This window comes from Serratia sp. CY37869 (assembly GCF_052168895.1).
Classification (GTDB): Bacteria; Pseudomonadota; Gammaproteobacteria; order Enterobacterales; family Enterobacteriaceae; genus Serratia; species Serratia ureilytica.
The window spans coordinates 240,340-265,174 of record NZ_JBJNLU010000005.1 but is presented as its reverse complement, the minus strand read 5'-3'; the positions used below and the strand labels follow the sequence as shown (position 1 = coordinate 265,174).

25 protein-coding genes and 1 pseudogene are annotated in these 24,835 nt (G+C 58.3%); 14 read left to right on the top strand and 12 right to left on the bottom strand.

What is annotated here, in order from left to right; genetic code table 11:
* The first annotated feature begins 9 nt into the window (after nucleotides 1–9).
* The 11 genes from ACJ8J1_RS22735 to ACJ8J1_RS22685 all read left to right on the top strand — a co-directional run bounded on the left by ACJ8J1_RS22735 (nucleotide 10) and on the right by ACJ8J1_RS22685 (nucleotide 11,508).
* Nucleotides 10–429, top strand: a complete 420-nt coding sequence (locus ACJ8J1_RS22735) for a F0F1 ATP synthase subunit epsilon (protein WP_004933814.1) — start codon at nucleotides 10–12, stop codon at nucleotides 427–429.
* 290 nt (nucleotides 430–719) lie between these two features.
* Nucleotides 720–2,093, top strand: coding sequence for a bifunctional UDP-N-acetylglucosamine diphosphorylase/glucosamine-1-phosphate N-acetyltransferase GlmU (glmU, locus tag ACJ8J1_RS22730; RefSeq protein WP_033645157.1), 1,374 nt, complete (start codon nucleotides 720–722; stop codon nucleotides 2,091–2,093).
* A 152-nt stretch (nucleotides 2,094–2,245) separates the two neighbouring features.
* Nucleotides 2,246–4,075 carry a glutamine--fructose-6-phosphate transaminase (isomerizing) gene (glmS, locus tag ACJ8J1_RS22725; RefSeq protein WP_033645156.1) on the top strand — a complete coding sequence of 610 codons (1,830 nt, stop codon included), beginning with the start codon at nucleotides 2,246–2,248 and terminating at the stop codon, nucleotides 4,073–4,075.
* Nucleotides 4,076–4,411: 336 nt separating this feature from the next.
* A complete protein-coding gene (gene pstS / locus ACJ8J1_RS22720) occupies nucleotides 4,412–5,452 on the top strand; it encodes a phosphate ABC transporter substrate-binding protein PstS (RefSeq protein WP_033645155.1) in 1,041 nt (346 codons plus the stop codon).
* 91 nt (nucleotides 5,453–5,543) lie between these two features.
* Complete coding sequence (pstC, locus tag ACJ8J1_RS22715; RefSeq protein WP_016929615.1) at nucleotides 5,544–6,500, top strand: phosphate ABC transporter permease PstC; 957 nt, start codon at nucleotides 5,544–5,546, stop codon at nucleotides 6,498–6,500.
* Between the two features lies 1 nt (nucleotide 6,501).
* Nucleotides 6,502–7,392 carry a phosphate ABC transporter permease PstA gene (pstA, locus tag ACJ8J1_RS22710; RefSeq protein WP_019455481.1) on the top strand — a complete coding sequence of 297 codons (891 nt, stop codon included), beginning with the start codon at nucleotides 6,502–6,504 and terminating at the stop codon, nucleotides 7,390–7,392.
* 54 nt (nucleotides 7,393–7,446) lie between these two features.
* Nucleotides 7,447–8,217 carry a phosphate ABC transporter ATP-binding protein PstB gene (gene pstB, locus ACJ8J1_RS22705; RefSeq protein ID WP_016929614.1) on the top strand — a complete coding sequence of 257 codons (771 nt, stop codon included), beginning with the start codon at nucleotides 7,447–7,449 and terminating at the stop codon, nucleotides 8,215–8,217.
* Nucleotides 8,218–8,228: 11 nt separating this feature from the next.
* Nucleotides 8,229–8,963 (top strand): phosphate signaling complex protein PhoU, encoded by a 735-nt coding sequence (gene phoU / locus ACJ8J1_RS22700; RefSeq protein ID WP_004933833.1) that lies wholly within the window; start codon nucleotides 8,229–8,231, stop codon nucleotides 8,961–8,963.
* Between the two features lie 168 nt (nucleotides 8,964–9,131).
* On the top strand, nucleotides 9,132–9,971 hold the full coding sequence (locus tag ACJ8J1_RS22695; protein ID WP_025304747.1) for an ABC transporter substrate-binding protein: 840 nt from the start codon (nucleotides 9,132–9,134) through the stop codon (nucleotides 9,969–9,971).
* Between the two features lie 81 nt (nucleotides 9,972–10,052).
* Nucleotides 10,053–10,766, top strand: a complete 714-nt coding sequence (locus ACJ8J1_RS22690; RefSeq protein WP_033645154.1) for an amino acid ABC transporter permease — start codon at nucleotides 10,053–10,055, stop codon at nucleotides 10,764–10,766.
* Between the two features lies 1 nt (nucleotide 10,767).
* Entirely contained in the window at nucleotides 10,768–11,508 is a 741-nt protein-coding gene (locus tag ACJ8J1_RS22685; RefSeq protein WP_033645153.1) for an amino acid ABC transporter permease, read from the top strand.
* On the opposite strand, the gene yieH is transcribed toward ACJ8J1_RS22685, so the two are convergent.
* Nucleotides 11,505–12,173 (bottom strand): 6-phosphogluconate phosphatase, encoded by a 669-nt coding sequence (gene yieH / locus ACJ8J1_RS22680; RefSeq protein WP_033645152.1) that lies wholly within the window; start codon nucleotides 12,171–12,173, stop codon nucleotides 11,505–11,507. The two genes, ACJ8J1_RS22685 and yieH, sit on opposite strands and share 4 nt — an antisense overlap.
* 46 nt (nucleotides 12,174–12,219) lie before the next feature.
* Nucleotides 12,220–12,624, bottom strand: coding sequence for an NUDIX hydrolase (locus ACJ8J1_RS22675; RefSeq protein WP_033645151.1), 405 nt, complete (start codon nucleotides 12,622–12,624; stop codon nucleotides 12,220–12,222).
* 235 nt (nucleotides 12,625–12,859) lie between these two features.
* Here ACJ8J1_RS22675 and ACJ8J1_RS22670 point away from each other — a divergent pair, with 235 nt between their 5' ends.
* A complete protein-coding gene (locus ACJ8J1_RS22670; RefSeq protein WP_033645150.1) occupies nucleotides 12,860–14,197 on the top strand; it encodes an NCS2 family permease in 1,338 nt (445 codons plus the stop codon).
* A gap of 35 nt (nucleotides 14,198–14,232) precedes the next feature.
* Here the strand turns inward: ACJ8J1_RS22670 and ACJ8J1_RS22665 are convergent, their stop codons facing one another.
* The 4 genes and pseudogenes from ACJ8J1_RS22665 to ACJ8J1_RS22650 form a co-directional block, all read right to left on the bottom strand.
* Nucleotides 14,233–15,285 (bottom strand): hypothetical protein, encoded by a 1,053-nt coding sequence (locus ACJ8J1_RS22665; protein ID WP_033645149.1) that lies wholly within the window; start codon nucleotides 15,283–15,285, stop codon nucleotides 14,233–14,235.
* Between the two features lie 76 nt (nucleotides 15,286–15,361).
* The gene (locus tag ACJ8J1_RS22660; RefSeq protein ID WP_033645148.1) at nucleotides 15,362–15,928 is read right to left on the bottom strand and encodes an NADPH-dependent FMN reductase; all 567 of its coding nucleotides are present in this window, start codon (nucleotides 15,926–15,928) and stop codon (nucleotides 15,362–15,364) included.
* A 161-nt stretch (nucleotides 15,929–16,089) separates the two neighbouring features.
* Nucleotides 16,090–16,815 carry a 4'-phosphopantetheinyl transferase family protein gene (locus ACJ8J1_RS22655; RefSeq protein WP_033645147.1) on the bottom strand — a complete coding sequence of 242 codons (726 nt, stop codon included), beginning with the start codon at nucleotides 16,813–16,815 and terminating at the stop codon, nucleotides 16,090–16,092.
* Between the two features lie 275 nt (nucleotides 16,816–17,090).
* Nucleotides 17,091–17,192, bottom strand: a pseudogene (locus ACJ8J1_RS22650).
* A 193-nt stretch (nucleotides 17,193–17,385) separates the two neighbouring features.
* Here ACJ8J1_RS22650 and ACJ8J1_RS22645 point away from each other — a divergent pair.
* Nucleotides 17,386–18,279: a hypothetical protein gene (locus tag ACJ8J1_RS22645; protein ID WP_033645146.1), complete on the top strand. Its 894-nt coding sequence runs from the start codon at nucleotides 17,386–17,388 to the stop codon at nucleotides 18,277–18,279.
* Between the two features lie 56 nt (nucleotides 18,280–18,335).
* Nucleotides 18,336–19,457, top strand: coding sequence for a threonine/serine transporter (locus tag ACJ8J1_RS22640; RefSeq protein WP_442520430.1), 1,122 nt, complete (start codon nucleotides 18,336–18,338; stop codon nucleotides 19,455–19,457).
* 10 nt (nucleotides 19,458–19,467) lie between these two features.
* On the opposite strand, the gene ACJ8J1_RS22635 is transcribed toward ACJ8J1_RS22640, so the two are convergent.
* The 6 genes from ACJ8J1_RS22635 to rpmH all read right to left on the bottom strand — a co-directional run bounded on the left by ACJ8J1_RS22635 (nucleotide 19,468) and on the right by rpmH (nucleotide 24,255).
* Nucleotides 19,468–20,268, bottom strand: a complete 801-nt coding sequence (locus tag ACJ8J1_RS22635) for an MBL fold metallo-hydrolase (protein ID WP_016929603.1) — start codon at nucleotides 20,266–20,268, stop codon at nucleotides 19,468–19,470.
* Between the two features lie 147 nt (nucleotides 20,269–20,415).
* Nucleotides 20,416–21,780: a tRNA uridine-5-carboxymethylaminomethyl(34) synthesis GTPase MnmE gene (gene mnmE, locus ACJ8J1_RS22630; RefSeq protein ID WP_004933873.1), complete on the bottom strand. Its 1,365-nt coding sequence runs from the start codon at nucleotides 21,778–21,780 to the stop codon at nucleotides 20,416–20,418.
* Nucleotides 21,781–21,876: 96 nt separating this feature from the next.
* Nucleotides 21,877–23,514 (bottom strand): membrane protein insertase YidC, encoded by a 1,638-nt coding sequence (gene yidC / locus ACJ8J1_RS22625; RefSeq protein ID WP_033645144.1) that lies wholly within the window; start codon nucleotides 23,512–23,514, stop codon nucleotides 21,877–21,879.
* A gap of 2 nt (nucleotides 23,515–23,516) precedes the next feature.
* On the bottom strand, nucleotides 23,517–23,774 hold the full coding sequence (yidD, locus tag ACJ8J1_RS22620) for a membrane protein insertion efficiency factor YidD (RefSeq protein WP_004933881.1): 258 nt from the start codon (nucleotides 23,772–23,774) through the stop codon (nucleotides 23,517–23,519).
* Entirely contained in the window at nucleotides 23,738–24,097 is a 360-nt protein-coding gene (gene rnpA, locus ACJ8J1_RS22615) for a ribonuclease P protein component (protein WP_004933883.1), read from the bottom strand. The genes yidD and rnpA overlap by 37 nt, the downstream gene beginning before the upstream one ends.
* A 17-nt stretch (nucleotides 24,098–24,114) precedes the next feature.
* Nucleotides 24,115–24,255: a 50S ribosomal protein L34 gene (gene rpmH / locus ACJ8J1_RS22610; RefSeq protein WP_000831330.1), complete on the bottom strand. Its 141-nt coding sequence runs from the start codon at nucleotides 24,253–24,255 to the stop codon at nucleotides 24,115–24,117.
* Nucleotides 24,256–24,835: the final 580 nt, after the last annotated feature.

The window sequence follows — 24,835 nt, the reverse complement described above, 5'->3', positions numbered from 1 at the left end:
GAGGGTGATATGGCTATGACTTACCATCTGGATGTAGTCAGCGCGGAAAAACAGATGTTTTCCGGCCTGGTGCAGAAGATCCAGGTGACAGGCAGCGAAGGTGAACTGGGGATCTTCCCTGGCCATGCGCCGCTGCTGACTGCCATCAAGCCTGGCATGGTGCGTATTGTTAAGCAGCACGGTGAAGAAGAGTTCATCTACCTGTCCGGCGGCATCCTCGAGGTGCAGCCGAGCGTGGTTACCGTGCTGGCGGACACTGCTATCCGTGGTACTGACCTCGACGAAGCGAGAGCGTTGGAAGCTAAGCGTAAAGCTGAAGAACACATTCGCAGCTCTCATGGCGATGTCGACTATGCTCAGGCATCCGCTGAACTGGCGAAAGCGATCGCAAAACTGCGCGTTATCGAGCTCACCAGAAAAGCGATGTAATGTTTGGGTGCAGAGCACCCAACTTTAAGAAAGCGGCCTATAGGGTCGCTTTTTTTTTACTTTAAAATAAGTATTTCAGCCCGGCGTAGAAAGTGGTATGTAACCCTGATATCCAGGGTGGAGTCGTCGCCAATCACCGACAGTTTTTTCGTCCTGAAGCCTAATTGGACATGATGGTGGCAGGCCAAGCGCTGCGCGGCCTGCGACGGTTTCGTGATGAGAAATATGTAGTAATATCGTCGCTAAACGGTTTTACTTTCGTCTATCAAAATGGAGTTATCAGGTTGCTTATGTCGAACAGCGCAATGAGCGTGGTTATCCTCGCCGCAGGCAAGGGTACGCGCATGTATTCCGATCTTCCCAAAGTGTTGCATCCGTTGGCCGGCAAGCCGATGGTGCAACACGTCATTGATGCCGCGATGAAACTGGGCGCGCAACATGTACACCTGGTATACGGCCATGGCGGCGATCTGCTGAAAAGCACGTTGACCGAAGGCGCGCTGAACTGGGTGCTGCAGGCCGAGCAACTGGGCACTGGCCATGCGATGCAGCAGGCGGCGCCGCATTTTGCCGACGATGAAGACGTGTTGATGCTGTATGGCGACGTGCCGTTGATCTCCGTCGATACGCTCACGCGCCTGTTGGCGGCCAAGCCGCAGGGCGGCATCGGCCTGCTGACGGTCAAGCTGGACGATCCGAGTGGCTATGGCCGCATCGTGCGCGAGCAGGGTGACGTGGTGGGCATCGTCGAACACAAGGACGCCAGCGAAGCGCAGCGTCAGATCAATGAGATCAATACCGGCATCCTGGTGGCGAATGGGCGCGATCTGAAGCGCTGGCTGGGGATGTTGAACAACGACAACGCTCAGGGCGAGTTTTACATCACCGATATCATTGCGTTGGCGCATGCCGACGGCAAGAAAATCGAAGCCGTGCACCCATCGCGTTTGAGCGAAGTGGAAGGCGTGAACAACCGACAGCAGCTGGCGACCCTGGAGCGCGTGTTCCAGTCGGAACAGTCTGAAAAACTGCTGCTGGCCGGCGTAATGCTGTTGGATCCGGCGCGTTTCGACCTGCGCGGTGAACTTGCTCACGGCCGCGACATCACTATTGATGCGAATGTGATTATCGAAGGTCACGTCAAGCTGGGCGACCGGGTGAAAATCGGCGCCGGCTGCGTGCTGAAAAACTGCGTGATCGGTGATGACTGCGAGATCAGCCCTTACAGCGTCCTGGAAGACAGCGTGCTGGAAGCCGCCTGCTCCGTTGGGCCGTTCGCCCGCCTGCGCCCTGGCGCGGAGCTGGCAACAGGGGCCCACGTCGGCAACTTCGTGGAAATGAAAAAGGCGCGATTGGGCAAAGGCTCCAAGGCCGGTCACCTTAGCTACCTGGGCGATGCCGACATTGGAGATGACGTGAATATCGGCGCCGGCACCATCACCTGCAATTACGATGGCGCCAACAAGCACAAGACGCTGATCGGCGATGGCGTGTTCGTCGGTTCCGATACTCAGCTGGTGGCGCCGGTGTCGGTCGGCAAAGGGGCCACCATTGCCGCCGGCACCACGGTGACGCGAGATATCGCCGAAAACGAACTGGTGCTGAGCCGCGTCAAGCAGGTGCACATTCAGGGCTGGCAGCGCCCGGTGAAGAAGAAGTCATAGTGTGTTTTGCGTTGGGCTCCATTCACGAGCCCAATACAAAACATAATAACCCCCACCATCTACAGGCTCGGGGGACGCACGGTAAAACCGGCAAAAATCAGGTCAAGGCATCGAAAACGCCCATAAAAGGCGTTCATTAGGAATATAACCGAATGTGTGGAATTGTAGGCGCAGTAGCGCAACGTGATATCGCAGAAATTCTGCTGGAAGGTTTACGTCGTCTTGAGTACCGCGGTTACGACTCCGCCGGTCTGGCGGTGGTCGACGATCAAGGCAACGTCAGTCGCCTGCGTCGCGTAGGCAAGGTGCAAAAACTGGCCGAAGCGGCGGAGCAGACCGATCTGCACGGCGGCACCGGCATCGCTCACACCCGTTGGGCAACGCACGGTGAACCGACCGAAGCGAACGCGCACCCGCATGTTTCCGACTACATTACCGTGGTGCATAACGGCATCATCGAAAACCACGAGCCGCTGCGCGAACTGCTGATCGAACGCGGTTACCGCTTCAGCTCCGAAACCGACACCGAAGTGATCGCGCATCTGGTGCACTGGGAACAGCTGCAGGGCGGTACGCTGCTCGAAGTGGTTCAGCGCGTGATCCCACAGCTGCGCGGCGCTTACGGCACCGTGGTGATGGACAGCCGCGATCCGAGCGTATTGGTCGCGGCGCGCTCCGGCAGCCCGCTGGTTATCGGCCGCGGCGTCGGGGAAAACTTCATCGCTTCCGATCAGCTGGCGTTGCTGCCGGTCACCCGCCGCTTCATCTTCCTGGAAGAAGGCGATGTGGTGGAGGTGACTCGCCGCACCGTCAACATCTTCGACAAACAGGGTAACGCCATCGAGCGCCCTGAGATCGAATCCCAGGTGCAGTATGACGCCGGCGACAAGGGCGCTTACCGCCACTACATGCAAAAAGAGATTTACGAACAGCCGCTGGCGCTGAAAAACACCCTGGAAGGGCGTTTCAGTCATGGCCAAATCAACCTGAGCGAGCTGGGCCCGCACGCCGACGAGCTGCTGGCCAAGGTGCAGCACGTGCAGATCATCGCCTGTGGGACTTCTTACCACTCCGGGATGGTGGCGCGTTACTGGTTCGAAGCGCTGGCCGGCGTGCCGTGCGATGTCGAGATCGCGTCCGAATTCCGTTACCGCAAATCGGCGGTGCGTCCGGGCAGCCTGATCATCACCCTGTCGCAGTCCGGCGAAACCGCCGACACGTTAGCGGCGCTGCGTCTGTCCAAAGAGCTGGGTTATCTCGGTTCGCTGGCCGTTTGTAACGTTGCGGGGTCTTCGCTGGTGCGCGAATCCGATCTGGCGTTGATGACCAAAGCGGGCACGGAAATCGGCGTTGCTTCGACCAAAGCCTTTACCACGCAGCTCACCGTCCTGTTGATGCTGGTGGCGCGCCTGGGCCGTCTGAAAGGCATGGCGGAAAGCGTGGAGCAGGAGATTGTGCACGGCCTGCAGGCGCTGCCGGCGCGTATTGAGCAGATGCTGTCGATGGATAAAGAGATCGAAGCGCTGGCGGAAGGTTTCTCGGACAAACATCATGCGCTGTTCCTCGGCCGCGGCGATCAGTACCCGATCGCCATGGAAGGGGCGCTGAAGCTGAAAGAGATCTCCTATATTCACGCTGAAGCCTATGCGGCGGGTGAGTTGAAACACGGCCCGCTGGCGCTGATCGACGCCGATATGCCGGTGATCGTGGTGGCGCCGAACAACGAACTGCTGGAAAAGCTGAAGTCCAACATTGAAGAAGTGCGCGCGCGCGGCGGTCAGCTGTACGTGTTCGCCGATCAGGACGCCGGCTTCGTCAGCAGCGAAGGCATGACCATCATTCCTCTGCCGCACGTTGAGGAAATCGTGGCGCCGATCTTCTACACCGTGCCGTTGCAGCTGCTGTCTTACCATGTGGCGCTGATCAAGGGCACCGACGTTGACCAGCCGCGCAACCTGGCGAAGTCTGTCACCGTAGAGTAATTTGCCGCAGGTAAACTGCAAAAGCCGGCCTTCGCGCCGGCTTTTTTCATGAGTGACCTTAAAGATGACAGCGCGACCGATTCGGCGATAAACATTGTCATATTCAAGCGGATAGGCCGTGCCCAAACGGTTTTTTTGTTGTTTGGCAATTGCGCTATTTTTGATTTAATTGATTGATTTTTAAATAAACAAACCCCATTCAAATGCACTGTAATATAACTGTCATATTGCGTACATTTTTCTGTCACCAAACTGTCCTATTTTCCCTCCTGCAGCAATACTTACTCTGATTAAAACGACTCGACGTCGATTTTAAGTATCCCATTAGGAGGGATTATGAAACTGATGCGTACCACCGTCGCCAGTATTGTGGCAGCGACCTTCTCCCTGACCGCCGTGTCCGCGTTCGCTGCTGCCAGCCTGACCGGTGCAGGTGCGACATTCCCCGCTCCGGTTTACGCCAAGTGGGCAGATTCTTATCAGAAAGAAACCGGCAACAAAGTTAACTATCAGGGCATCGGCTCCTCTGGCGGCGTGAAGCAAATCGTGGCCAACACCGTTGACTTTGGCGCTTCCGACGCCCCGCTGTCTGACGACAAACTGGCGGCCGATGGCCTGTTCCAGTTCCCGACCGTGATCGGCGGCGTGGTGCTGGCTGTGAATATCCCGGGCATCAAATCCGGCGAACTGACGCTGGACGGTAAAACCCTGGGCGATATCTACCTGGGCAACGTCAAAAAGTGGAACGATCCGGCTATCACCAAGCTGAACCCAGGCGTGAAACTGCCTGACCAGAACATTGCCGTGGTGCGCCGCGCCGACGGTTCCGGCACCTCGTTCGTGTTTACCAGCTACTTGTCCAAGGTGAACGCGCAGTGGAAAGAGAAGATCGGCGCCGGTTCTACCGTTAACTGGCCGACCGGTCTGGGCGGCAAAGGCAACGACGGCATCGCCGCCTTCGTTCAGCGTCTGCCTGGCTCTATCGGCTACGTAGAATACGCTTACGCCAAGCAGAACAACCTGGCTTACACCAAGCTGGTGTCCGCCGACGGCAAACCGGTCAGCCCGACCGAAGAGAGCTTCAGCAACGCCGCCAAGGGTGCGGATTGGAGCAAAACCTTCGCTCAGGATCTGACTGACCAGAAAGGCGACAACGTGTGGCCAATCACCTCCACCACCTTCATCCTGGTGCATAAAGAGCAGAAAAACCCTGCTCAGGGCGCCGAAGTGCTGAAGTTCTTCGACTGGGCCTACAAAACCGGCGGCAAGCAGGCTAACGAACTGGATTACGCCACCCTGCCGAAAGAAGTGGTTGAGCAGGTGCGTGCGGCCTGGAAAACCAACGTAAAAGACAGTTCAGGTAAAGCGCTGTACTAACAACGCAGGGGCGCGGGTTCGCCGCGCCCCACACAGTTCTTCAGGCTCCGATCCCGGTTGGGGCTGCCAGGGTTCAAACAGAGAGTAATCTATGGCTGAGTACAAGCCGACCATCAAAGCACCGGGCAAAAACGGTGACATCATTTTCAGCGCGCTGGTGAGACTGGCTGCGCTGATTACCCTATTGTTGCTGGGCGGCATCATCGTTTCGCTGATCTTCGCCTCCTGGCCAAGCATGCAGAAATTCGGCTTCGCCTTCCTGTGGACCAAAGAGTGGGATGCGCCGGCGGAGCAGTTCGGCGCGCTGGTGCCTATCTACGGCACCGTGGTCACCTCGCTCATCGCGCTGATTATCGCCGTGCCGGTGAGTTTCGGCATCGCGCTGTTCCTGACCGAACTGGCGCCGAACTGGTTGAAGCGGCCGCTGGGCATCGCCATTGAGCTGCTGGCGGCCATCCCGAGCATCGTCTACGGCATGTGGGGCCTGTTCGTGTTCGCCCCGCTGTTCGCCGAATATTTCCAGACGCCGGTGGGCGACGTGCTGTCGGGCATTCCTATCGTCGGCGAGCTGTTCTCCGGCCCGGCCTTCGGCATCGGCATTCTGGCCGCCGGGGTGATCCTGGCTATCATGATCATTCCTTACATCGCCGCGGTGATGCGCGACGTGTTCGAGCAGACGCCGGTAATGATGAAAGAGTCGGCCTACGGCATCGGCTGCACCACCTGGGAAGTCATCTGGCGCATCGTGCTGCCGTTCACCAAAAACGGCGTCATCGGCGGCGTGATGCTGGGTCTGGGCCGAGCGCTGGGGGAGACCATGGCGGTAACCTTTATCATCGGCAACACCTACCAGCTCGACAGCGCTTCGCTGTACATGCCGGGCAACAGCATCACCTCGGCGCTGGCCAACGAATTCGCCGAAGCCGAGTCCGGCGTGCACACCGCCGCACTGATGGAGCTGGGCCTGATTCTGTTTGTTATCACCTTTATCGTGCTGGCGCTGTCGAAACTGATGATCATGCGTCTGGCCAAGAATGAGGGGCGTTAACATGGCGACGATGGATATGCAAAACGCAGTCGTTCTGGCGGAAAGCCGCCGCAAAATGCAGGCCTGGCGCCGCCAGAAAAACCGCCTCGCGCTGTTCCTGTCGATGGCGACCATGGCGTTCGGGCTGTTCTGGCTGATCTGGATCCTTATCGCCACCGTGACCAAAGGCTTCGACGGTATGTCGCTGGCGCTGTTCACCGAGATGACCCCGCCGCCGAACACCGCGGGCGGCGGCTTGGCCAACGCCATCGCCGGCAGCGGGCTGTTGATCCTGTGGGCGACCATCTTCGGCACGCCGCTGGGCATCATGGCCGGTATTTATCTGGCGGAATACGGACGTAAATCCTGGTTGGCGGAAGTGATCCGCTTTATCAACGATATTCTGTTGTCCGCACCGTCGATCGTGGTGGGCCTGTTCGTTTACACCATTGTGGTGGCGAAGATGGAACACTTCTCCGGTTGGGCCGGCATCGTGGCGCTGGCGCTGCTGCAGGTGCCGATCGTCATTCGCACCACCGAGAACATGCTGAAACTGGTGCCGGATACGCTGCGCGAGGCCGCTTATGCGCTGGGCACGCCGAAATGGCGCATGATTTCCGCCATCACGCTGAAGGCGTCGGTGTCCGGCATCATCACCGGCGTGCTGCTGGCGATTGCGCGCATTGCGGGGGAAACGGCGCCGCTGCTGTTCACCTCGCTGTCGAACCAGTTCTGGAGCACCGACCTGATGCAGCCGATAGCCAACCTGCCGGTGACCATCTTCAAATTCGCCATGAGCCCGTTCGCCGAATGGCAACAGCTGGCCTGGGCCGGGGTGCTGTTGATCACCCTGTGCGTACTGTTACTGAATATCCTGGCGCGCGTGATTTTCGCCAAGAAAAAGCATTCATAAAATTTTGAGCGCCGCTTTGGCGGCGCTGATGAAAAGAGAGAAGTCTTGATGAGTATGGTTACTGACGCTTCCAGCAGCAAAATTCAGGTACGCGATCTGAACTTCTACTACGGCAAATTCCATGCGCTGAAGAACATCACGCTGGATATCGCCAAGAACAAGGTCACCGCGTTTATCGGCCCATCCGGCTGTGGCAAGTCCACCCTGCTGCGCACCTTCAACAAGATGTACCAGCTGTACCCGGAACAGCGTGCGGAAGGCGGCATCCTGCTGGACGGCCAGAACATCCTGACCGACAACTCGGATATCGCGCTGCTGCGCGCCAAGGTCGGCATGGTGTTCCAAAAGCCGACGCCGTTCCCGATGTCGATTTACGACAACATCGCCTTCGGCGTTCGCCTGTTTGAAAAGCTGTCGCGCGCCGATATGGACGAGCGCGTGCAGTGGGCGCTGACCAAAGCGGCGCTGTGGAACGAAACCAAGGACAAGCTGCACCAGAGCGGCTACAGCCTCTCCGGCGGCCAGCAGCAGCGTCTGTGCATCGCCCGCGGCATCGCCATTCGTCCGGAAGTGTTGTTGCTGGATGAGCCTTGCTCAGCGCTGGATCCGATCTCCACCGGCAAGATTGAAGAGCTGATCAGCGAGCTGAAGGCTGATTACACCGTGGTGATCGTGACGCACAACATGCAGCAGGCGGCGCGCTGTTCCGACTCTACCGCATTTATGTATCTGGGCGAGCTGATCGAGTTCAGTGATACTGATAACCTGTTCACTGCGCCGCAGAAAAAGCAGACTGAAGACTACATCACTGGCCGTTATGGTTGATAGGAAGCATCATGGATAACCTGAATTTAAACAAACACATTTCCGGCCAGTTCAACGCAGAGCTCGAGCATATCCGCACCCAGGTGCTGACCATGGGCGGGCTGGTGGAGCAGCAGCTGACCGACGCCATCACCGCGATGCACAATCAGGATGGCGAGCTGGCCAAGCGCGTGATCGAAGGCGACGCCAAGGTCAACATGATGGAAGTGGCGATCGACGAAGCCTGCGTGCGCATTATCGCCAAGCGCCAGCCGACCGCCAGCGATCTGCGTCTGGTGATGGCGATCATCAAAACCATTTCCGAGCTGGAACGCATCGGCGACGTGGCGGACAAGATCTGCCGCACCGCGCTGGAGAAGTTCTCGCACCAGCACCAGCCGCTGCTGGTCAGCCTGGAGTCGCTGGGGCGCCACACCGTGCAGATGCTGCACGACGTGCTGGACGCGTTCGCGCGCATGGATCTGGACGAAGCGATCCGTATTTACCGTGAAGATAAAAAGGTCGACCAGGAATACGAAGGCATCGTACGTCAGCTGATGACTTACATGATGGAAGATTCGCGCACCATTCCGAGCGTGCTGACCGCGCTGTTCTGCGCCCGTTCTATCGAGCGTATCGGCGATCGTTGCCAGAACATCTGCGAATTTATCTTCTATTTCGTCAAAGGACAGGATTTCCGTCATTTGGGCGGCGACGCCCTGGAAAAGCTGCTGTCTCCGGGCGGTAAAGACGAAAAAGACGACTAACCCTTTCCGGGTAATATCCTTCCAAGGCGCGGTTTCCCGCGCCTTTATTCCATCTTAAGCGCGTAAAGATAAAAATGTTATAAATATAGCTTTTTATATTATTTCCTGACCTATGTGGCGCTTGCTAGCTTATCCGCCAGCAGGACATCAACCACTTAGGAGCTTTCTATGAAACATCGCGCTTTGGCCTTAACGTTGTTAGCCAGTCTGACCGGTTTCGCCGCCGGCGCCGCGCACGCGGACAAACTTGACGATATCAAGCAAGCCGGCGTGGTGCGCATCGCGGTGTTCGACAGCAACCCACCGTTCGGCTACATCGATCCGCAGAGCAAGAAGCTGGTGGGCTACGATGTGGATGTCGCCGACGCGATCGGCAAAGCGCTGGGGGTGAAAGTGGAGCTGCGCGCCACCAACCCGGCCAACCGCATTCCGCTGCTGGTGTCGAAGAAGGTTGACCTGATTGCCGCCAACTTCACCATTACCGACGAGCGCGCCAAGGAAGTGAACTTCAGCGTGCCGTACTTCGCCACTGGCCAGAAATTCATCGCCCGCAAAGGCGTGTTGAAAACGCCGGAAGACATCAAGAAGCTGCGCATCGGCGCGGATAAGGGCACGGTGCAGGAAATCACCCTGCGCGAGCGTTTCCCAACGGCGAAAGTGATCTCCTACGATGATACCCCGCTGGCGTTTGTGGCGCTGCGTAACGGCAACGTGCAGGCGATCACTCAGGACGACGCCAAGCTGGTCGGCCTGCTCGGCAACCTGCCGGCGGCGCAAAAGGCGGAGTTTGAAATTTCGCCGTTCAGCCTGACCAAAGAGTATCAGGGCGTGGGCATTCCCAAGGGTGAAGATCGCCTGACCGCCGCGGTGAACGAGACGCTGATCAAGCTGGAAAAAGACGGCGAAGCGGTTAAGATTTACGATCGCTGGTTCGGGCCGGAAACCAAATCCGCTCAACCGCGCGGCGATTTCAAAATCGCGCCTTTGGATCAGCAACCAAAAGCCTGACTTAACCGCTTGCGGTGAGATAGGCACGGAGGGGCGCAGCTTGCTGCGCCCCTGATGCATTCTGCAAGACAAGGATTGAACATGAACCTGGACTGGCTGCTGGCGCCGCAATACCTGAGCTGGCTGTGGCACGGTTTTCTGCTGACGCTGTGGCTTTCCGCCTGTGCGGGGCTGGCGGCTACGCTGCTGGGCTTTGTGCTGGCGGCGATGCGCGACAGCAGCCTGCGGCCGTTGCGCTGGCTGGCGATGGGGTACAGTTCGCTGTTTCGCAATACGCCGCTGCTGGTGCAGCTGTTCTTCTGGTACTTCGCCGCCGGGCAGATCCTGCCGTCCGCCGCCATGCAGTGGCTGAACAGCGCCCATCAGGTTGGCCCGCTTGAGTGGCCGTCGTTCGAGTTTCTCGCCGGTTTCTTCGGCCTGACGCTGTACTCCACCGCCTTTATCGCCGAAGAGATCCGCTCCGGCATTCGCGGCGTCGCCGGCGGGCAGAAATATGCCGCTCAGGCGCTGGGGCTGACCGGCTGGCAGGCGATGCGCTATGTGGTGCTGCCGCAGGCGCTGAAAATCGCGCTGCCGCCGCTGCTGGGCCAATACATGAACGTGATCAAGAACTCGTCGTTGACCATGGCGATCGGCGTGGCCGAACTCTCTTACGCCTCGCGTCAGGTCGAAACCGAAACCCTGCGCACTTTCCAGGCGTTCGGCGTGGCGACGGTACTGTATATCGCCATCATCGCGCTGCTGGAAGGCTGGGGCATGTGGCGACAACAGCGTAAACCGCTGGGAGGGCATTGAGATGGATTTCAGCGTGATTCACGACAACCTGGGCTACCTGCTGTGGGGCACCTGGCCGGATGGGCCGCTGGGCGGCGCGGCGCTGACGTTGGCGATCAGTCTGATGGCCGGGGTCGCCTCGGCGGTGCTCGGCACCCTGCTCGGCGTGGCGCTGGCGATGTCGCGCGGCATCGCCGCCGGGCTGCTGGCGGCGGTGTTGGGCTTTTTCCGCGCCATTCCGGTCATCATGCTGATCTTCTGGACCTATTTCCTGTTGCCGATGGTGTTTGGCGTCGAGATCCCGGAAATCACCACCGTCGTGTGCGCGCTGGCGCTGATCGCCTCGGCCTATCTGGCCCATGCGGTGAAAGCCGGCATCGCCGCGATCGGCCCTGGCCAGTGGCAGGCCGGGCTTTCTCTGGGGCTGACCCGCTGGCAGACGCTGCGCATGATCGTGCTGCCGCAGGCGCTGCGCATGATGGTGCCGTCGTTCATAAACCAGTGGATTTCTCTGATCAAAGACACCTCGTTGGCTTATATCGTCGGCGTTGGCGAACTGACCTTCCTGGCGACCCAGGTCAACAACCGCAGCATGGTCTACCCGATGGAAGTATTCCTGTTCGTGGCGCTGGTCTATTTCGTGTTCTGCCTGGCGCTCGATCTGCTGGCCAACGCGGTCAACCGCCGCTTCGGCGCGCAAACCCGCGGCCTGAAGCGCTCCTGGCGCTGGTGGCGCAACAAGCCGCCGTTGCCGGCCAGTTAATCGGCCGTCAGCCGCCAGCCGCGTTCGCGCCACAGCGCGGGCAATTGCGCCAGGTCGTCAAACGTCGTCACCAGCGGGTGGTCGATCGGCGGGTTATGCGGATCGGCGCAGAAGTAAAAGACCGGGATGCCGGCATTGATGCCGGCCTGCGCGCCGGCGGGCGAATCGTCCACCAGGATGCAGCGCGTCACCGGCACCTGCATCTGTTCGGCGGCGTGAAACACGATCGCCGGATCCGGCTTCCAGCGCTGAATGTCATAGCCGCTGAACAACCGGTCATCAAAATAAGGCAGCATGCCGGTCAGGCCGAGCGAGTGCTGCATCTTGCTGACCGGCCCGTTGGAGACGGTGCAGACTGGCACCGTCACCTGCGCCAGCAGCTCGCGGGCGCCGGCAATCTGTTGCAGTTCGCTGTCGAACAGCCGCGCCACTTCCTGCCGATACAGCGGCTCCAGCGTCTCTTTTACCAGGTCCGTGCCCTGCTCGGCGTTGACCCGATCGATGATCTCGTACAGCTTCACCCCTTTGTATTTCTTGAATACCTCTTCCAGCGACAGATGAATGCCGTAGCGGGCGAACATATGGACATAGGCTTTGCTGCACAGCACTTCGCTGTCCACCAGCGTGCCGTCGCAGTCGAACAAAATGCAGTCAATCTGATTCATGCGGGACAGGTTCCTTCGGGTTAACGCCGCTGAGGCCGCTCAGCGATCACTTGATCAGGCTACGCGCCTTGAGATCGTGCAAAATCAGCGCGGCGACGTGTGAACACTGCGGCAGATCGCGGCTGTCGCACCACTTCAGCTCGGCGATTTCGGCGGCCGGCTGCAACTGCCCGGTAAAGTCGGCCTGGTAGCAACGAATGCGCACCTGAGTGCCGTCCTGCTTGCCGTCCGCCGGGCCGGTGAACTCGCCGTAAAACGCGATGGATTGCGGCTGCAGCGCAACGGTCAGCTCTTCGTCGATTTCGCGGCACAGCGCCTGCTCATCGGTTTCACCCGCTTCGCGCTTTCCGCCCGGTACATAAAACAGCGTCTTGTTGTGCGAGCGCACCAGCGCCACTTTGTCATCTTTCAGCGCGATCAACGCGAGCTTATCGATAAAGGTCGAAGACATGCGGGTTCCTGTTTTTTTAGCGGGTAGGGTAAGAGATGCGATAGGCCATTTTATCGGCCGTGTCGGCAAACGGCAACGCGGCGGGCTGTGATGGAGAATGAATGCCTGTAAATACAAGCCGTTGACGCGTTTAGCCGTAAAGACGGCGAAAAAAACCTGTGACCGGCGTCAAAAGCCCCATTTTTTGTTATAGGATAGCCGGCGACTGTCCATTCCCATTTTCGGAATTCTGATAATGACCAAACCAGTATCTGGCCTTGACGCTGAGCAAGGCTTGCTTGGGCGCGTGTTTAAACTCAAGCAACATGGCACGACGGCGCGTACGGAAACGATTGCCGGTATCACCACTTTCCTCACCATGGTGTATATCGTGTTCGTTAACCCGCAAATTTTGGGCGCGGCGGGCATGGATACCCAGGCGGTATTTGTCACCACCTGTTTGATCGCCGCCTTCGGCAGCATCTTTATGGGCCTGCTGGCGAACCTGCCGGTGGCGTTGGCGCCGGCGATGGGCCTGAACGCCTTCTTCGCCTTCGTGGTGGTCGGCGCGATGGGCATCTCCTGGCAGGTGGGCATGGGCGCCATCTTCTGGGGCGCGGTCGGCCTGCTGCTGCTGACCATTTTCCGCATTCGCTACTGGATGATCGCCAACATTCCGGTCAGCCTGCGGGTCGGCATCACCAGCGGCATCGGTTTGTTCATCGGCATGATGGGGCTGAAAAACGCCGGCATCGTGGTGGCCAACCCGGACACGCTGGTGGCCATCGGCAGCCTGACCTCGCACAATGTGCTGCTGGGGGCACTCGGCTTCTTCATCATTGCCGTGCTCTCTTCGCGCAACTTCCACGCGGCGGTGCTGGTATCGATCGTGGTCACTACCCTGATCGGCTGGATGCTGGGCGACGTGAAATACGGCGGCCTGTTCTCCTTGCCGCCGAGCATCACCTCGGTAGTGGGCCAGGTCGACGTGGCCGGCGCGCTGAACATCGGGCTGGCCGGGGTCATCTTCTCGTTTATGCTGGTGAACCTGTTCGACTCCTCCGGCACCCTGATCGGCGTCACCGATAAAGCCGGTTTGACCGACAACCAGGGCAAGTTCCCGCGCATGAAGCAGGCGCTGTATGTTGACAGCATCAGCTCGGTGGCCGGTTCGCTGGCGGGCACTTCTTCCGTAACCGCTTACATTGAAAGCTCATCCGGCGTCGCCGTGGGCGGCCGCACCGGTTTGACGGCGGTGGTCACCGGCCTGCTGTTCCTGCTGGTGATCTTCCTGTCGCCGCTGGCGGGTATGGTGCCGGCGTATGCCGCCGCCGGCGCGCTGATCTACGTCGGCGTGCTGATGACCTCCAGCCTGGCGCGGGTGAAATGGGACGATCTGACCGAAGCGGTACCGGCGTTTGTCACCGCGGTGATGATGCCGTTCAGCTTCTCGATCACCGAAGGCATTGCGCTCGGCTTTATCTCCTACTGCGTGATGAAGCTCGGCACCGGCCGCTGGCGTGAAATCAGCCCGTGCGTGGTGGTCGTGGCGCTGCTGTTCGTGCTGAAGATCGTCTTCGTCGACGGCCATTGACAGCCAAAGGGCCGACGTCCGTCGGCCCTGAAACCTTAGACTCCCGGCGTCGCATCCGGCGCCCGATCCAGCACCCATTGCAATGGCCGCCTGAAGCGCGCCTGCCAACTGCCGGCGGCATCCTCCCCTTGGGCGAAGTGCAGCGTCTGCACCTGATTATCCTCTCCGAACAGATTGGCGAAGTGCAATGCCAGCGCCTGCTCGCTGAAGTTCTGCCGATCGTAATACGCCATCACGATTTTCTTTTTCGCCGCCAGCGACTGCTGGGCCGGCTTGATCTCGCCGTTGGGGGCGATCAATAGCGCGCCGGCGTAAAACTGCGGGTACTTCGCGATCAGATTGGCGGCGTGCAGCGCACCCTGGCCGCGAGCGCTGAGATAAATCCGCTGGGGGTTCAGCTTTAACTGTGGAGCCAGCTGTTGCACCGTACGCTGAAGGGCGGCCTGGGTGCTTTCGTCGCTGTAATTCGACCAGCGGAAGCTGTTTTCCGACAACATCTGCGTGCCGTTGATCTCGATATAGGCCACGCCCATTTCGCCGAACAGCAGCCGTTCCTCGGGGCTGATGGCGGCGGCCTTGCCGTAGGTATGCAGGAAGATCACCGTTGGCCAACCTTCGGGCGGCGCTTCGCCGTCCGGTATCGCGTAGCTGGCTTTGCCTTCATAGCGGCGGGCGTGCTGCAGATAGCGCGCTTTGGTGGCGGCCAGAATGGATTGGTAGGTGGCGGAATGCTGGATGCTGTTGAAGGCGTCGTCCTCCAGCAGATTGTAGTAGTACCACAGGCCGCGATCGGCGCTCAGCTGCAGATAGCGCTCCGCCAGCTCGGTTTGCCCTTTCTCCGCCGACGATACCGCCAACTGGTAGGGGGCCCAGACGTTGCGGCCGTCTTCGCGCATCAGCGTCAGGTACAGCGACATGGCGCCCAGCTTTTTATCTTCCTGGTTTTGCGCGGATCGCGACAGTTGGGCGTTAAGCGCACTGTGCGCAGGCAGCTCCAGCGGCTCTTCACCGGCGGGATAACGCATGTCTGCGGCGAAAGCGGGACTGGTGATGGAAACGAAAAATAACGCTAAAATGAAAAAATACATGATGCTATGGCTTTAATTTCAATAAATTGGCGGACTTCATGTCCTGTTGCGGCACCCTGCGGGCGCCGCGAGACCGTCATTCCACGCGGCGAATGAAATCGCTGAACGCGGACAGCTGGCCGGTCAGGAAATCCAGCGTTCCCTGATCGCTCAGTTCACCGGCCTGTTCATCGACCTTGTTCTGGATCACGCCGCCCATAAACTCGGGCTTGTTCATCACCATCGCATCCAGGAACACCAGGATCTGGCGCAGGTGGTACTGGCAGCGCGCGCCGCCGATGGGCCCCATCGAGCTGGTTTGAATGGCCACCGGCTTGCCGGCCAGCGGTTGATTCGGCAAGCGAGACAACCAATCGATGGCGTTTTTCAACCCGCCGGGCACGGAATAGTTGTATTCGGGGGTGACGATGATCACGCCGTCGGCCTGGCGGATCTGCTCTGCTATCGCTTCGACCGCGGCAGGGAAACCCTCACCCTGTTGCATGTCGGCGTCGTACAGCGGGATATCGCGGATGGAAGGCAGCGCTTCAATGGTGACGCCCTGCGGAGCCAGGCCTGGCAGAGCGCGGGCCACCATGGCGTTGTAGGAGCCTTTGCGCAGGCTGCCGAGCAGAGTGACGATTTTTAAGGCTTGGTCTGACATGATGATTCTCCCTTTCGAATGAGCAGATTCAGCGGACAACATGGGCGAATAGTAGGCTAAAGCTCGGGTCGAGAATAGGCGATTGCTCAACATTTAGCTGTTTTTACAAATTACGGCAGAAATTCGTGCGGTAAAAACGGCTTTATCCGCCTTGCGCCACGTTAACCGGGCGTCTTCAGGCCCGTCAGTTTGACGAATCGCGAGGACGCCGCCGGGCTGCGGGGCGAGATTTCCCCGTCTTTGTGCAGGCCGCGGCGCTCTTCGTAGCGCCAGCACAGCAGGCGATCCAGCCCGGGGCTGCCGGCGCAGGCCCAGCTCAGGTATTCATCGGCGTCGCTCATCACCTGAACGTCCGGCGTGGCGCTGGAGCGCAGGTGCCCGGAGAACGGATGCAGACGCAGCGTAGACTGGCCGCTGTTGCCCAGGCCGGAAATTTTCAGCACGCTTTGCCGGATGCTCCACAGCTGAGTTTCCGCCTCCAGCCGATCGTCCTGCGCGCCGATCCAGGCACTTTCCGCCGGCGTCTGATGCGCGTGTTGCAGCGCGCTTTGCCGGGTGCCGCGCGCCCGCATCACTTCGATATCCAGTCCGACTTTGCCTTCGTCGCTGAGCAGCACGCCCACGGTGTTGCTGGCGTAGGCGAGGCTAAAATCGGGCAGCTGATGATCGGCGAAGCAGGGGCGGCCGGTCGGGGTGGTGGCTATAGGGGGAAGCGTCGGCAGGCCGTACAGGTAAAACATCATTTCGGCGAGCAGAATGCGCCCTTGCAGGTAACGCGTGCGGCGCTTAACGGAAAAGGTGCGGGTGGCGGCTATCACTTCGTCGGAGAGTCTCTGGGTATCCAGGACAGCGGAGGCCGGGGTCCATCGGGCAAAATGACACGCCATTGTTCACTCCATGACAGAGGGTCGCTAAGAACGCAGGGGTGTTAGATTAAGACTAAGTTGAGGATTTATCATCAAAAAACACTATGCGGATTATCCGATTTGTTGGCTTTTGCGCTGTGCAGGAGGGGATGGGGGCATGCAAGGCGAAGGTTATTCAGACCTCAAATCGCGTTGCGTAACGGGGTCGTGCATAAAATTAATCAGTTCCGAAGCCAGCCGCTTTCGAATCGACGGCGTCCAATGAACCCATAAAATATCGCCTGATAAGAAAAAGTTGGCGGAGAGAGCAGGATTCGAACCTACGACACGATGACTCGTGTGGATTTAAGAAACGGTTAGTTTCTTAAATCTGGCTTAAACCACTCGCCCACCTCTCCGCATTCGTTTGTTGGAAATATAAAACCACATAATAAAAATGGTTAAAATAACCTGAACTTGAAAATGTGAGCAAACCCACAAAAACCCTATTTATTGTGGGTGTTTATTAATTATCAGAGTCAGGTCACTAAATTTACATTAGCTATTGTTATAAAAAGTTGGCGTCATTGGCTACGAATAGGGAAGAAGGGTATGCCAGATCTCGAATTAATGCCGCTGCAAAGCGCCGATTTTTATAAGACAGCTGAACGTGTTGTTTTTAAAGAATATAAATGTAACTGCAAAAAAGGTTGGAAGGGTGAAGATCGCTTTATTGTCTACAAAGCCGATCAGAATGGGATCGCTGAGGTTATCAACAATGAGGTTTCAAATAACAACGTTGAAGACCTCATCGCGCTGGCATCGTCTTTTTTGACGGATAAGGTGGTGATTTCCGGTGGGCATACCGTGGTTAATTTGGACGATCGTTTTTCTGTCAGCAGTGAAGTGGAAAAGTCCGCGCGCTTCTGCATCGACTACATTGCCGAATCCATCAGACGGCTCAGTGTTCAGCCTGACTTCTTGATGGAAATAAATGATTTCTATATGGAAAAAAGTGATGGCAGCGAGATAGACGGCGCTAACGAATTCAGGAAGATGGCGACATCGCCGTACATTATTCCGGAAAAAATAAACGCCTACATTCTGGCGTCGAATCAACGTCATGGCATTGATATCAATGCATTTTATGTCAGTGAGAAAAACATGGCGGATCGCTTTAAACGCCACATTAAAAACCGTATGGATAAAGAGGCGTATTTTCAGCGCCAAGACGGAAATGTGAAGATGACGGTGGGTGAACACGCGTTCGATATCATCAAGGAAAATAAACCGACCTGCGCGGCGGGAAATGCTGCGACGTTCAGGGCTATTCGGTATCGCATTTCCTCCAATAAAATCTTTGATAATTACACGTCGCATATTGGCGTTTTTCCGCTGTGTTCACGCGTCAACGTGCTTAACGGCTATCGTGCGGCCGCGACTTTTTACGATAACTTCGCTTTGCCTTCTTTACTGGTCTTCTTCGGCAAATCCTGTTTCGAATGACATTTTTGTGCCAGCTGGCTATGCGTCACGCATAGCCATGATGGTCGAGCATCATCATGAAAATCTCACACCTGTATTGGCCTGTCACTTTCTTCTCCACGGCATTCGGCGCCGGGATTTTCTTTTTGCCACAGGCGGTGGGGCCGGGCGTGCTGGGAATGAAAGTGTTCATGCTGTTTATCGTTATCGCCATGTCGGTATCGATGATGGCGCACTATCTTTTTTTCAAATTCATCATTTCGCACCCGGAGAAAGATTTCCTGGCGGCATCATCGACATTTATCGGCGAGCGGGCAGCGGCAATCGTCTGTGTGCTGTTTATTTTGTCGATGATTATTATCGTGCTGATAAATTTCATCACCTTGGTCAACGTCGTCGCGTCTTTTTTCCACAACGGATTCTGGGTCAGGGGCGGCATTTCGCTGTTGCTGAGTGCCGCGCTGTCGGTGGCATGGTTGGCGTTTAGTCAGCGAATCGAGCACCTGATTTCCAGAATGGCACTGGTTTCTTTCGTACTGGTGGCGATCCTGGCGGTGTTTTTCCTGTTACAACCTGCGGTGGGGCAGCAGGCGGTGCAGGCACCGCCTGGCATTTCATTGCAGACGTGGCTGCTGCTGCCGATTTTTCTTTTTACATTTAACTTTACCCCGTGCATCCAGCGCTTTGCGAAAAGCGCCTTACGACCGCAGGCGCGCAGTATTCTGTTTGGCAAGGTACTGATCATGGCGTTTATCGTCATGATCGTTATCGCCATCAGCCGTTTGCTGACGCTGGATGACATCTCAATCATTAACAGCCGCAATGTAGATGCGCTGTTTTATACCGCCGGTTTGACCGGCAACGCCACGGCGTGGTTAGGCGCTGCCCTGTTGCTGTGTTTACTGACCGGCGGCGCCTATATCGGCACGTTGACCGGCGTGATCGATGGCATTACGTCCTTCGGCGTGGCGGGCAAAAAGAGAATCATCGCAGGGAATATCGTTGTCTGTACGTTTATTGGCGCGATCAACCCGAGCATTATCAAGATCATCTCGGGCTGGTCGATACCCGTTATCGTGATGACCGTCTTTTTCATTCCATCACTGTATTTTTTGCTACGGGGCGACGGCAGGCAAAAGGGGATCGGCGTCGTCGTGCTGGGCTGCGGGATCGCGGTAATCGCAACGTTGTTGGTGTAAAGCTGCACGCTTAATCCAGCACCAGCCTATCGCCGGTGGCCGGCGCGATCCCTTCCGGCAGCCATAGCCGGCCCCAGGCGCCGGTACAGTGGCAGCCCATAATCTTTTCCGGCTGATGCTGGCGCAAAAAACGGCGGACGCGCCAGAGCGTGCGCGGGGAAGCGCAGCGCAGATGAAAACCGCCGATCAAGGCGTGGATCCTGTCGATTCCGGTGATTTGCTGGCAATGGCGCACGATATTGACGATCCCGCGGTGCCCGCAGCCGGTCACGATCACCAGACCGCGATCCGATTTGTAAATCAGCACCCCTTCGTCAATAACGTAATCTACCGCTGCGTTCTCCCCGGCGATCACCCCGTAGGCGCGGGGTGCGGGCACCGCGATTTCGCCTGACCACATAAAGCGATCGCCGATCGCCAGCGGCTCTCGGCTGTATTGCATGCGGTGGCGCGAGTAGTCGATATCCAAAGAGAGCTTTTTTATTTTCCGAGTGTGGCCCAGCACCTTCAGCGCCGCATAGCGCTCATCGCCGACCTGCGGGTGGCAGATGATACGGCTGTTGTCTGGCAGCCAGGCGACGCCGCCGCAGTGGTCATAGTGGCCGTGGGAGAGCACCGTCGCGGTGATACGGGAGAGATCGACACCCATCAGCGCCGCATTGCGCAGAAAGCTGTCGTCGGGGCCGGTATCGAACAGTATGGAGGTCGTATCATCCTCAATCAGCAGGCTTAACCCGGCCTTGGCCTGCAATAGCGGGTTGGCGCCGGCGGCGCGGCGGTTTTCCAGCAGTACCCTGAGGGTCAATGCCATGTTGACTCGTTCCTGAGAGAGATTCCTGACTGACCAGTATAGCGCGGGACGCTGCGGCGGCTCTGTGAGCCGGCGCGCAGAGCGAGAGCGGAAAAGAAAAACGGCCGGAACAAGGGCTTGTCCCGGCCGTGAAGGCGTCTGGCGGTGTTACTTGCCGATACAGAAGCTGGAGAAGATGCGGCCCAGCAGATCGTCGGAGGTGAATTCGCCGGTGATTTCGCTCAGGGCCAGCTGCGCCTGGCGCAGTTCCTCGGCCAGCAGCTCCCCCGCGTAAGCGCTCACTAACTGTTCTTTGCCCTGCACCAGGTGCTGCGCCGCCAGTTCCAGCGCCTGCAGGTGGCGGCGGCGCGCCAGGAAGCCGCCTTCCATGTTGCTGGTGAAGCCCATGCTCTGTTTAAGATGATCGCGCAGCACATCGACGCCTTCGCCGGTGCGGGCCGACAGGCGAATAAGTGAGTGGTTATTCACTTCCGTCAGACCCAGCGTTTCACCGGTGATGTCGGCTTTGTTGCGCACCACGGTGATAGGTAGCGTGCCAGGCAGGCGCGCCATAAACTCCGGCCAGATCTCCGCCGGCTCGGTGGCGGCGGTGGTGGTGCCGTCAACCATAAACAGCACCCTGTCGGCCTGTTCGATCTCGTTCCATGCACGTTCGATGCCGATGCGTTCCACTTCGTCGCTGGCGTCGCGCAGGCCGGCGGTGTCGATGATGTGCAGCGGCATGCCGTCGATATGGATGTGTTCGCGCAGAACGTCGCGGGTGGTGCCGGCGATATCGGTGACGATCGCCGCCTCGCGTCCTGCCAGCGCATTGAGCAGGCTCGATTTGCCGGCATTGGGGCGCCCGGCGATCACCACCTTCATCCCTTCGCGCAGCAGGCTGCCCTGGCGCGCTTCACCGCGCACGTTGTCCAGATCCGCCATCACGTCGTTGAGCTGCGCCTCGATTTTACCGTCGGACAGGAAGTCGATTTCCTCGTCCGGGAAGTCGATCGCCGCTTCCACATAGATTCGCAGGTGAGTGAGCGCTTCCACGAGCTGGTGGATGCGGGTGGAGAACGCGCCCTGCAGCGAGTTCATCGCCGAACGCGCCGCCTGCTCGGAGCTGGCGTCGATCAGATCGGCAATCGCTTCGGCCTGCGCCAGATCGAGTTTGTCGTTGAGAAACGCGCGCTCGGAGAACTCGCCCGGCCGCGCGATGCGCACGTCGGGCAGCGCCAGCACGCGCTTGAGCAGCAGATCGAGGATCACCGGCCCGCCGTGGCCCTGCAGTTCCAGCACGTCTTCGCCGGTAAAGGAGTTCGGCCCCGGGAACCACAGCGCGATGCCCTGATCGAGGGTAGCGCCCGTGGCGTCGCGGAACGGCAGATAGTCAGCGTAGCGCGGCTTCGGCAGCTTGCCGAGCAACGCCTGGGCGACGTCTTTGGCCTTGCTTCCGGAAATGCGCAGAATGCCGACGCCGCCGCGTCCCGGCGGGGTGGCTTGGGCTACGATGGTATCGGTGGTGCTCATAACGGTTCTCTCTGACGATTAAGATGCAAAAAGGCGGTCTAATGACCGCCTTTGGGGTGACTGCAAGGGTCGGTGCGCCGAACCCCTACAATACGCTTAGCTTTTTTTCTTGTCGCGGCTGTGCAGACCGCGTTTTTCCAGACCACGGTAAATCAGCTGCTGCTGCAGGATGGTCACCAGGTTGCTGACGATGTAGTACAGCACCAGACCGGACGGGAACCACAGGAAGAACACTGTGAAGATCACCGGCATGAAGGTCATGATTTTCTGCTGCATCGGGTCAGTCACGGTGGTCGGCGACATCTTCTGGATGAAGAACATCGTCACGCCCATCAGGATTGGCAGGATGTAGTACGGGTCTTGCGCCGACAGGTCATGGATCCACAGGGCGAACGGCGCGTGGCGCAGCTCGACCGAACCCATCAGCATGTAGTACAGCGCCAGGAAGATCGGCATCTGAATGATCAGCGGCAGGCAGCCGCCGAGCGGGTTCACTTTCTCCGCCTTGTACAGCGCCATCATCTCTTGGCTCATGCGCTGCTTGTCATCGCCGATGCGTTCGCGCATCGCCTGCAGCTTCGGCTGCAGCATGCGCATTTTCGCCATCGAGGTGTACTGCGCCTTGGTCAGCGGGTACATGATGCCGCGCACGATGAAGGTGATGATGATGATGGAGAAGCCCCAGTTGCCGATAAAGCCGTGGATGAACTTCAGCAGTTTGAACAGCGGCTGGGAGATGAACCACAGCCAACCGTAATCCACGGTCAGGTCCAGGTGCGGCGCCAGCTGGGCCATCTGGTCCTGCAGCTCCGGGCCGACCCACAGGGTCGCGTTCAGCTGCTGCTGAGCGCCCGGCTGCACCACGACCGGGGTAGATTTGAAGCCGATGGTGGACAGGTTGTCACCCGGTTTGGCGGTGTAGAAGGTGTTGTCACCCTTGGTCGCCGGTACCCACGCGGTGGCGAAGTACTGCTGCAGCATGGCGACCCAACCGTCTTTGGTGGTGACGCTCAGGTTTTCGTCTTTGTCGAACGCGTATTTCTGGTACTTGTCCTCGCTGGACGAGTATGCCGCGCCGCGGAAGGTGTGCAACGCGAAGTTGCTGCTGCCGGTATCGCGGTGCTTAGGCAATTCGGTGGTCTGCTTCAGCTGGCCGAACAGGGTCAGCTCCAGCGGCGCCGCGCCTTTGTTGTCGATGCTGTAATCCACGCCGACCGCATAGTGGTTGCGTTTGAGCACGAAGGTCTTGGTGTAGACCGCGCCGTCTTTATCGGTGTAGGTCAGCGGGATGCGCAGCTCGTCCTGGCCTTCCGGCAGGGTGTAGCTGTCCTGCGCCGCTTGGTACAGCGGGCGTTCGCCGTTGGCCGGGTTGTCCGGACCGTTTTTACCGGTCAGGCCGCTTTGCGCCTGATAGACGAACGACGGAGTGGTTTCCAGCAGTTGGAACGGAGTCGATGAACCCAGAGTTTCCGGGTAGGCCAACAGTTTAGCCTGCTCGATATCGCCACCACGGGTGTTGATGGTCAGTGACAGCACGTCGGTGTTCACGGTAATCAGCTTACCCTGACCACTGGCTGGCACGGCCTGGCTGGCGGCATCACCGGCTACTGCGTTCGAAGTCTGTTGCGTGGTCTGTGCGGCCGGCTGCGGAGCGTTGTCCGTTTGCCATGCCTGCCAGATCATGAAAGACACGAACAGCAGAGCGATGAGGAGAAGATTGCGTTGCGAATCCATCGTTAGTGTTCTCTGTTATCGTCGGTTTTTGGCGGCACCGGATCATCGCCACCTGGGTTCAAAGGGTGGCATTTTAATACGCGTTTCAATGCTAACCAACTGCCTTTTATCATGCCAAACCTGCTTAATGCCTCAATTGCGTAATGAGAGCATGTCGGCTGGAAGCGACAACGAGGCCCTAGCAGCGGACTGATGACGAGCTGGTAGGCCCGCACCAGCCCGATCAGGATGCGGGAGCCTGGCGACAGTGGCGACGCCATAATTTATCCAAAGCTTCCGTCAGCGCGCGGTTATCCAAATCCGCTATCCCCTTTTTGGCCACCACGACAAAATCCATCGCCGGTAATTCGTGCTGGCGCAGGCGGAAGCTTTCGCGGGTTAGGCGTTTGATCCGATTACGCTCGTGCGCGCGTTTGACGTGTTTTTTGGCGACGGTAAGACCGATGCGGGGATGCCCCAGCTGGTTCAGGCGGCCGAGGATGGTGATTTGCGGCGTGCCAGCCCGTTGTGGCTGCTGGAAGACGAAAGTGAAATGAGTGGGAGTTAACAAACGTAACTCCCTGGGAAAAGCGAGCTTAACCACTCAGCGGGTTAGCTTTATTACTTAGAAACAGTCAGACGAGCACGGCCTTTCGCACGACGGCGGGCCAGAACTTGACGACCATTTTTGGTGGCCATACGAGCACGGAAACCGTGGCTACGGTTGCGCTTCAATACGGACGGTTGGAAAGTGCGTTTCATAGCGATTTCTACCTAAACTTAAAATAATTACTGATCAGTAAACGCGTTTGGCTACTCGGCGTGAAGATGACCGACGCCTCAATCGCAATACATAAAGAAGCGGGATTGTAATAATTGTACAGTCCTGAGTCAATTCGCATCGCGCCAGCCTACCTGGTTGTCTGCCAATAACGGCACAAAATCCGGTCTTGGCCCGTGGTCACCGCAGAATCCTGTCTGGCTAATGACGCACCATAAGGAACCAGGTATCACACGTAGGGCGAAGATTATACGGACTCGGGGTGAAATCGCAAGGATCCCCGTGAGATCCTTTGCGCGCGATCCCAGGATCCGACGTGGATAACAGGGTATAACCGGTTGACAATGTAAAAAACGCGGCGCAGAGGCCGGGATCTGCGTGGTCATGCGGCGCCGGCGGCGAAAAGATCGCCGCAGGCCGCGGCCTGTGGATAAAATGGATCTAATCTGTGAGGAAGGGGAGGATCTCTTGCGCGGATTGCGCTATGATCCGTCATTCCGATCGCGATCCCTCATGCCGGGATCGTGAGGGACACAAACCGTGAAAGGCGGTTCGCATCCC

Coding starts and splice junctions, on each gene's coding strand:
- ACJ8J1_RS22695 (WP_025304747.1), top strand. CDS start 9,132: ATGAAACATCGCGCTTTGGCCTTAACGTTGTTAGCCAGTCTGACCGGT.
- glmU (WP_033645157.1), top strand. CDS start 720: ATGTCGAACAGCGCAATGAGCGTGGTTATCCTCGCCGCAGGCAAGGGT.
- ACJ8J1_RS22670 (WP_033645150.1), top strand. CDS start 12,860: ATGACCAAACCAGTATCTGGCCTTGACGCTGAGCAAGGCTTGCTTGGG.
- mnmE (WP_004933873.1), bottom strand. CDS start 21,780: ATGAGCACCACCGATACCATCGTAGCCCAAGCCACCCCGCCGGGACGC.
- ACJ8J1_RS22640 (WP_442520430.1), top strand. CDS start 18,336: ATGAAAATCTCACACCTGTATTGGCCTGTCACTTTCTTCTCCACGGCA.
- ACJ8J1_RS22685 (WP_033645153.1), top strand. CDS start 10,768: ATGGATTTCAGCGTGATTCACGACAACCTGGGCTACCTGCTGTGGGGC.
- pstS (WP_033645155.1), top strand. CDS start 4,412: ATGAAACTGATGCGTACCACCGTCGCCAGTATTGTGGCAGCGACCTTC.
- phoU (WP_004933833.1), top strand. CDS start 8,229: ATGGATAACCTGAATTTAAACAAACACATTTCCGGCCAGTTCAACGCA.
- ACJ8J1_RS22690 (WP_033645154.1), top strand. CDS start 10,053: ATGAACCTGGACTGGCTGCTGGCGCCGCAATACCTGAGCTGGCTGTGG.
- ACJ8J1_RS22675 (WP_033645151.1), bottom strand. CDS start 12,624: ATGTCTTCGACCTTTATCGATAAGCTCGCGTTGATCGCGCTGAAAGAT.
- ACJ8J1_RS22735 (WP_004933814.1), top strand. CDS start 10: ATGGCTATGACTTACCATCTGGATGTAGTCAGCGCGGAAAAACAGATG.
- yieH (WP_033645152.1), bottom strand. CDS start 12,173: ATGAATCAGATTGACTGCATTTTGTTCGACTGCGACGGCACGCTGGTG.
- ACJ8J1_RS22660 (WP_033645148.1), bottom strand. CDS start 15,928: ATGTCAGACCAAGCCTTAAAAATCGTCACTCTGCTCGGCAGCCTGCGC.
- pstA (WP_019455481.1), top strand. CDS start 6,502: ATGGCGACGATGGATATGCAAAACGCAGTCGTTCTGGCGGAAAGCCGC.
- glmS (WP_033645156.1), top strand. CDS start 2,246: ATGTGTGGAATTGTAGGCGCAGTAGCGCAACGTGATATCGCAGAAATT.
- ACJ8J1_RS22655 (WP_033645147.1), bottom strand. CDS start 16,815: ATGGCGTGTCATTTTGCCCGATGGACCCCGGCCTCCGCTGTCCTGGAT.
- pstB (WP_016929614.1), top strand. CDS start 7,447: ATGGTTACTGACGCTTCCAGCAGCAAAATTCAGGTACGCGATCTGAAC.
- pstC (WP_016929615.1), top strand. CDS start 5,544: ATGGCTGAGTACAAGCCGACCATCAAAGCACCGGGCAAAAACGGTGAC.
- yidC (WP_033645144.1), bottom strand. CDS start 23,514: ATGGATTCGCAACGCAATCTTCTCCTCATCGCTCTGCTGTTCGTGTCT.
- ACJ8J1_RS22665 (WP_033645149.1), bottom strand. CDS start 15,285: ATGTATTTTTTCATTTTAGCGTTATTTTTCGTTTCCATCACCAGTCCC.
- ACJ8J1_RS22635 (WP_016929603.1), bottom strand. CDS start 20,268: ATGGCATTGACCCTCAGGGTACTGCTGGAAAACCGCCGCGCCGCCGGC.
- ACJ8J1_RS22645 (WP_033645146.1), top strand. CDS start 17,386: ATGCCAGATCTCGAATTAATGCCGCTGCAAAGCGCCGATTTTTATAAG.
- rpmH (WP_000831330.1), bottom strand. CDS start 24,255: ATGAAACGCACTTTCCAACCGTCCGTATTGAAGCGCAACCGTAGCCAC.
- yidD (WP_004933881.1), bottom strand. CDS start 23,774: ATGGCGTCGCCACTGTCGCCAGGCTCCCGCATCCTGATCGGGCTGGTG.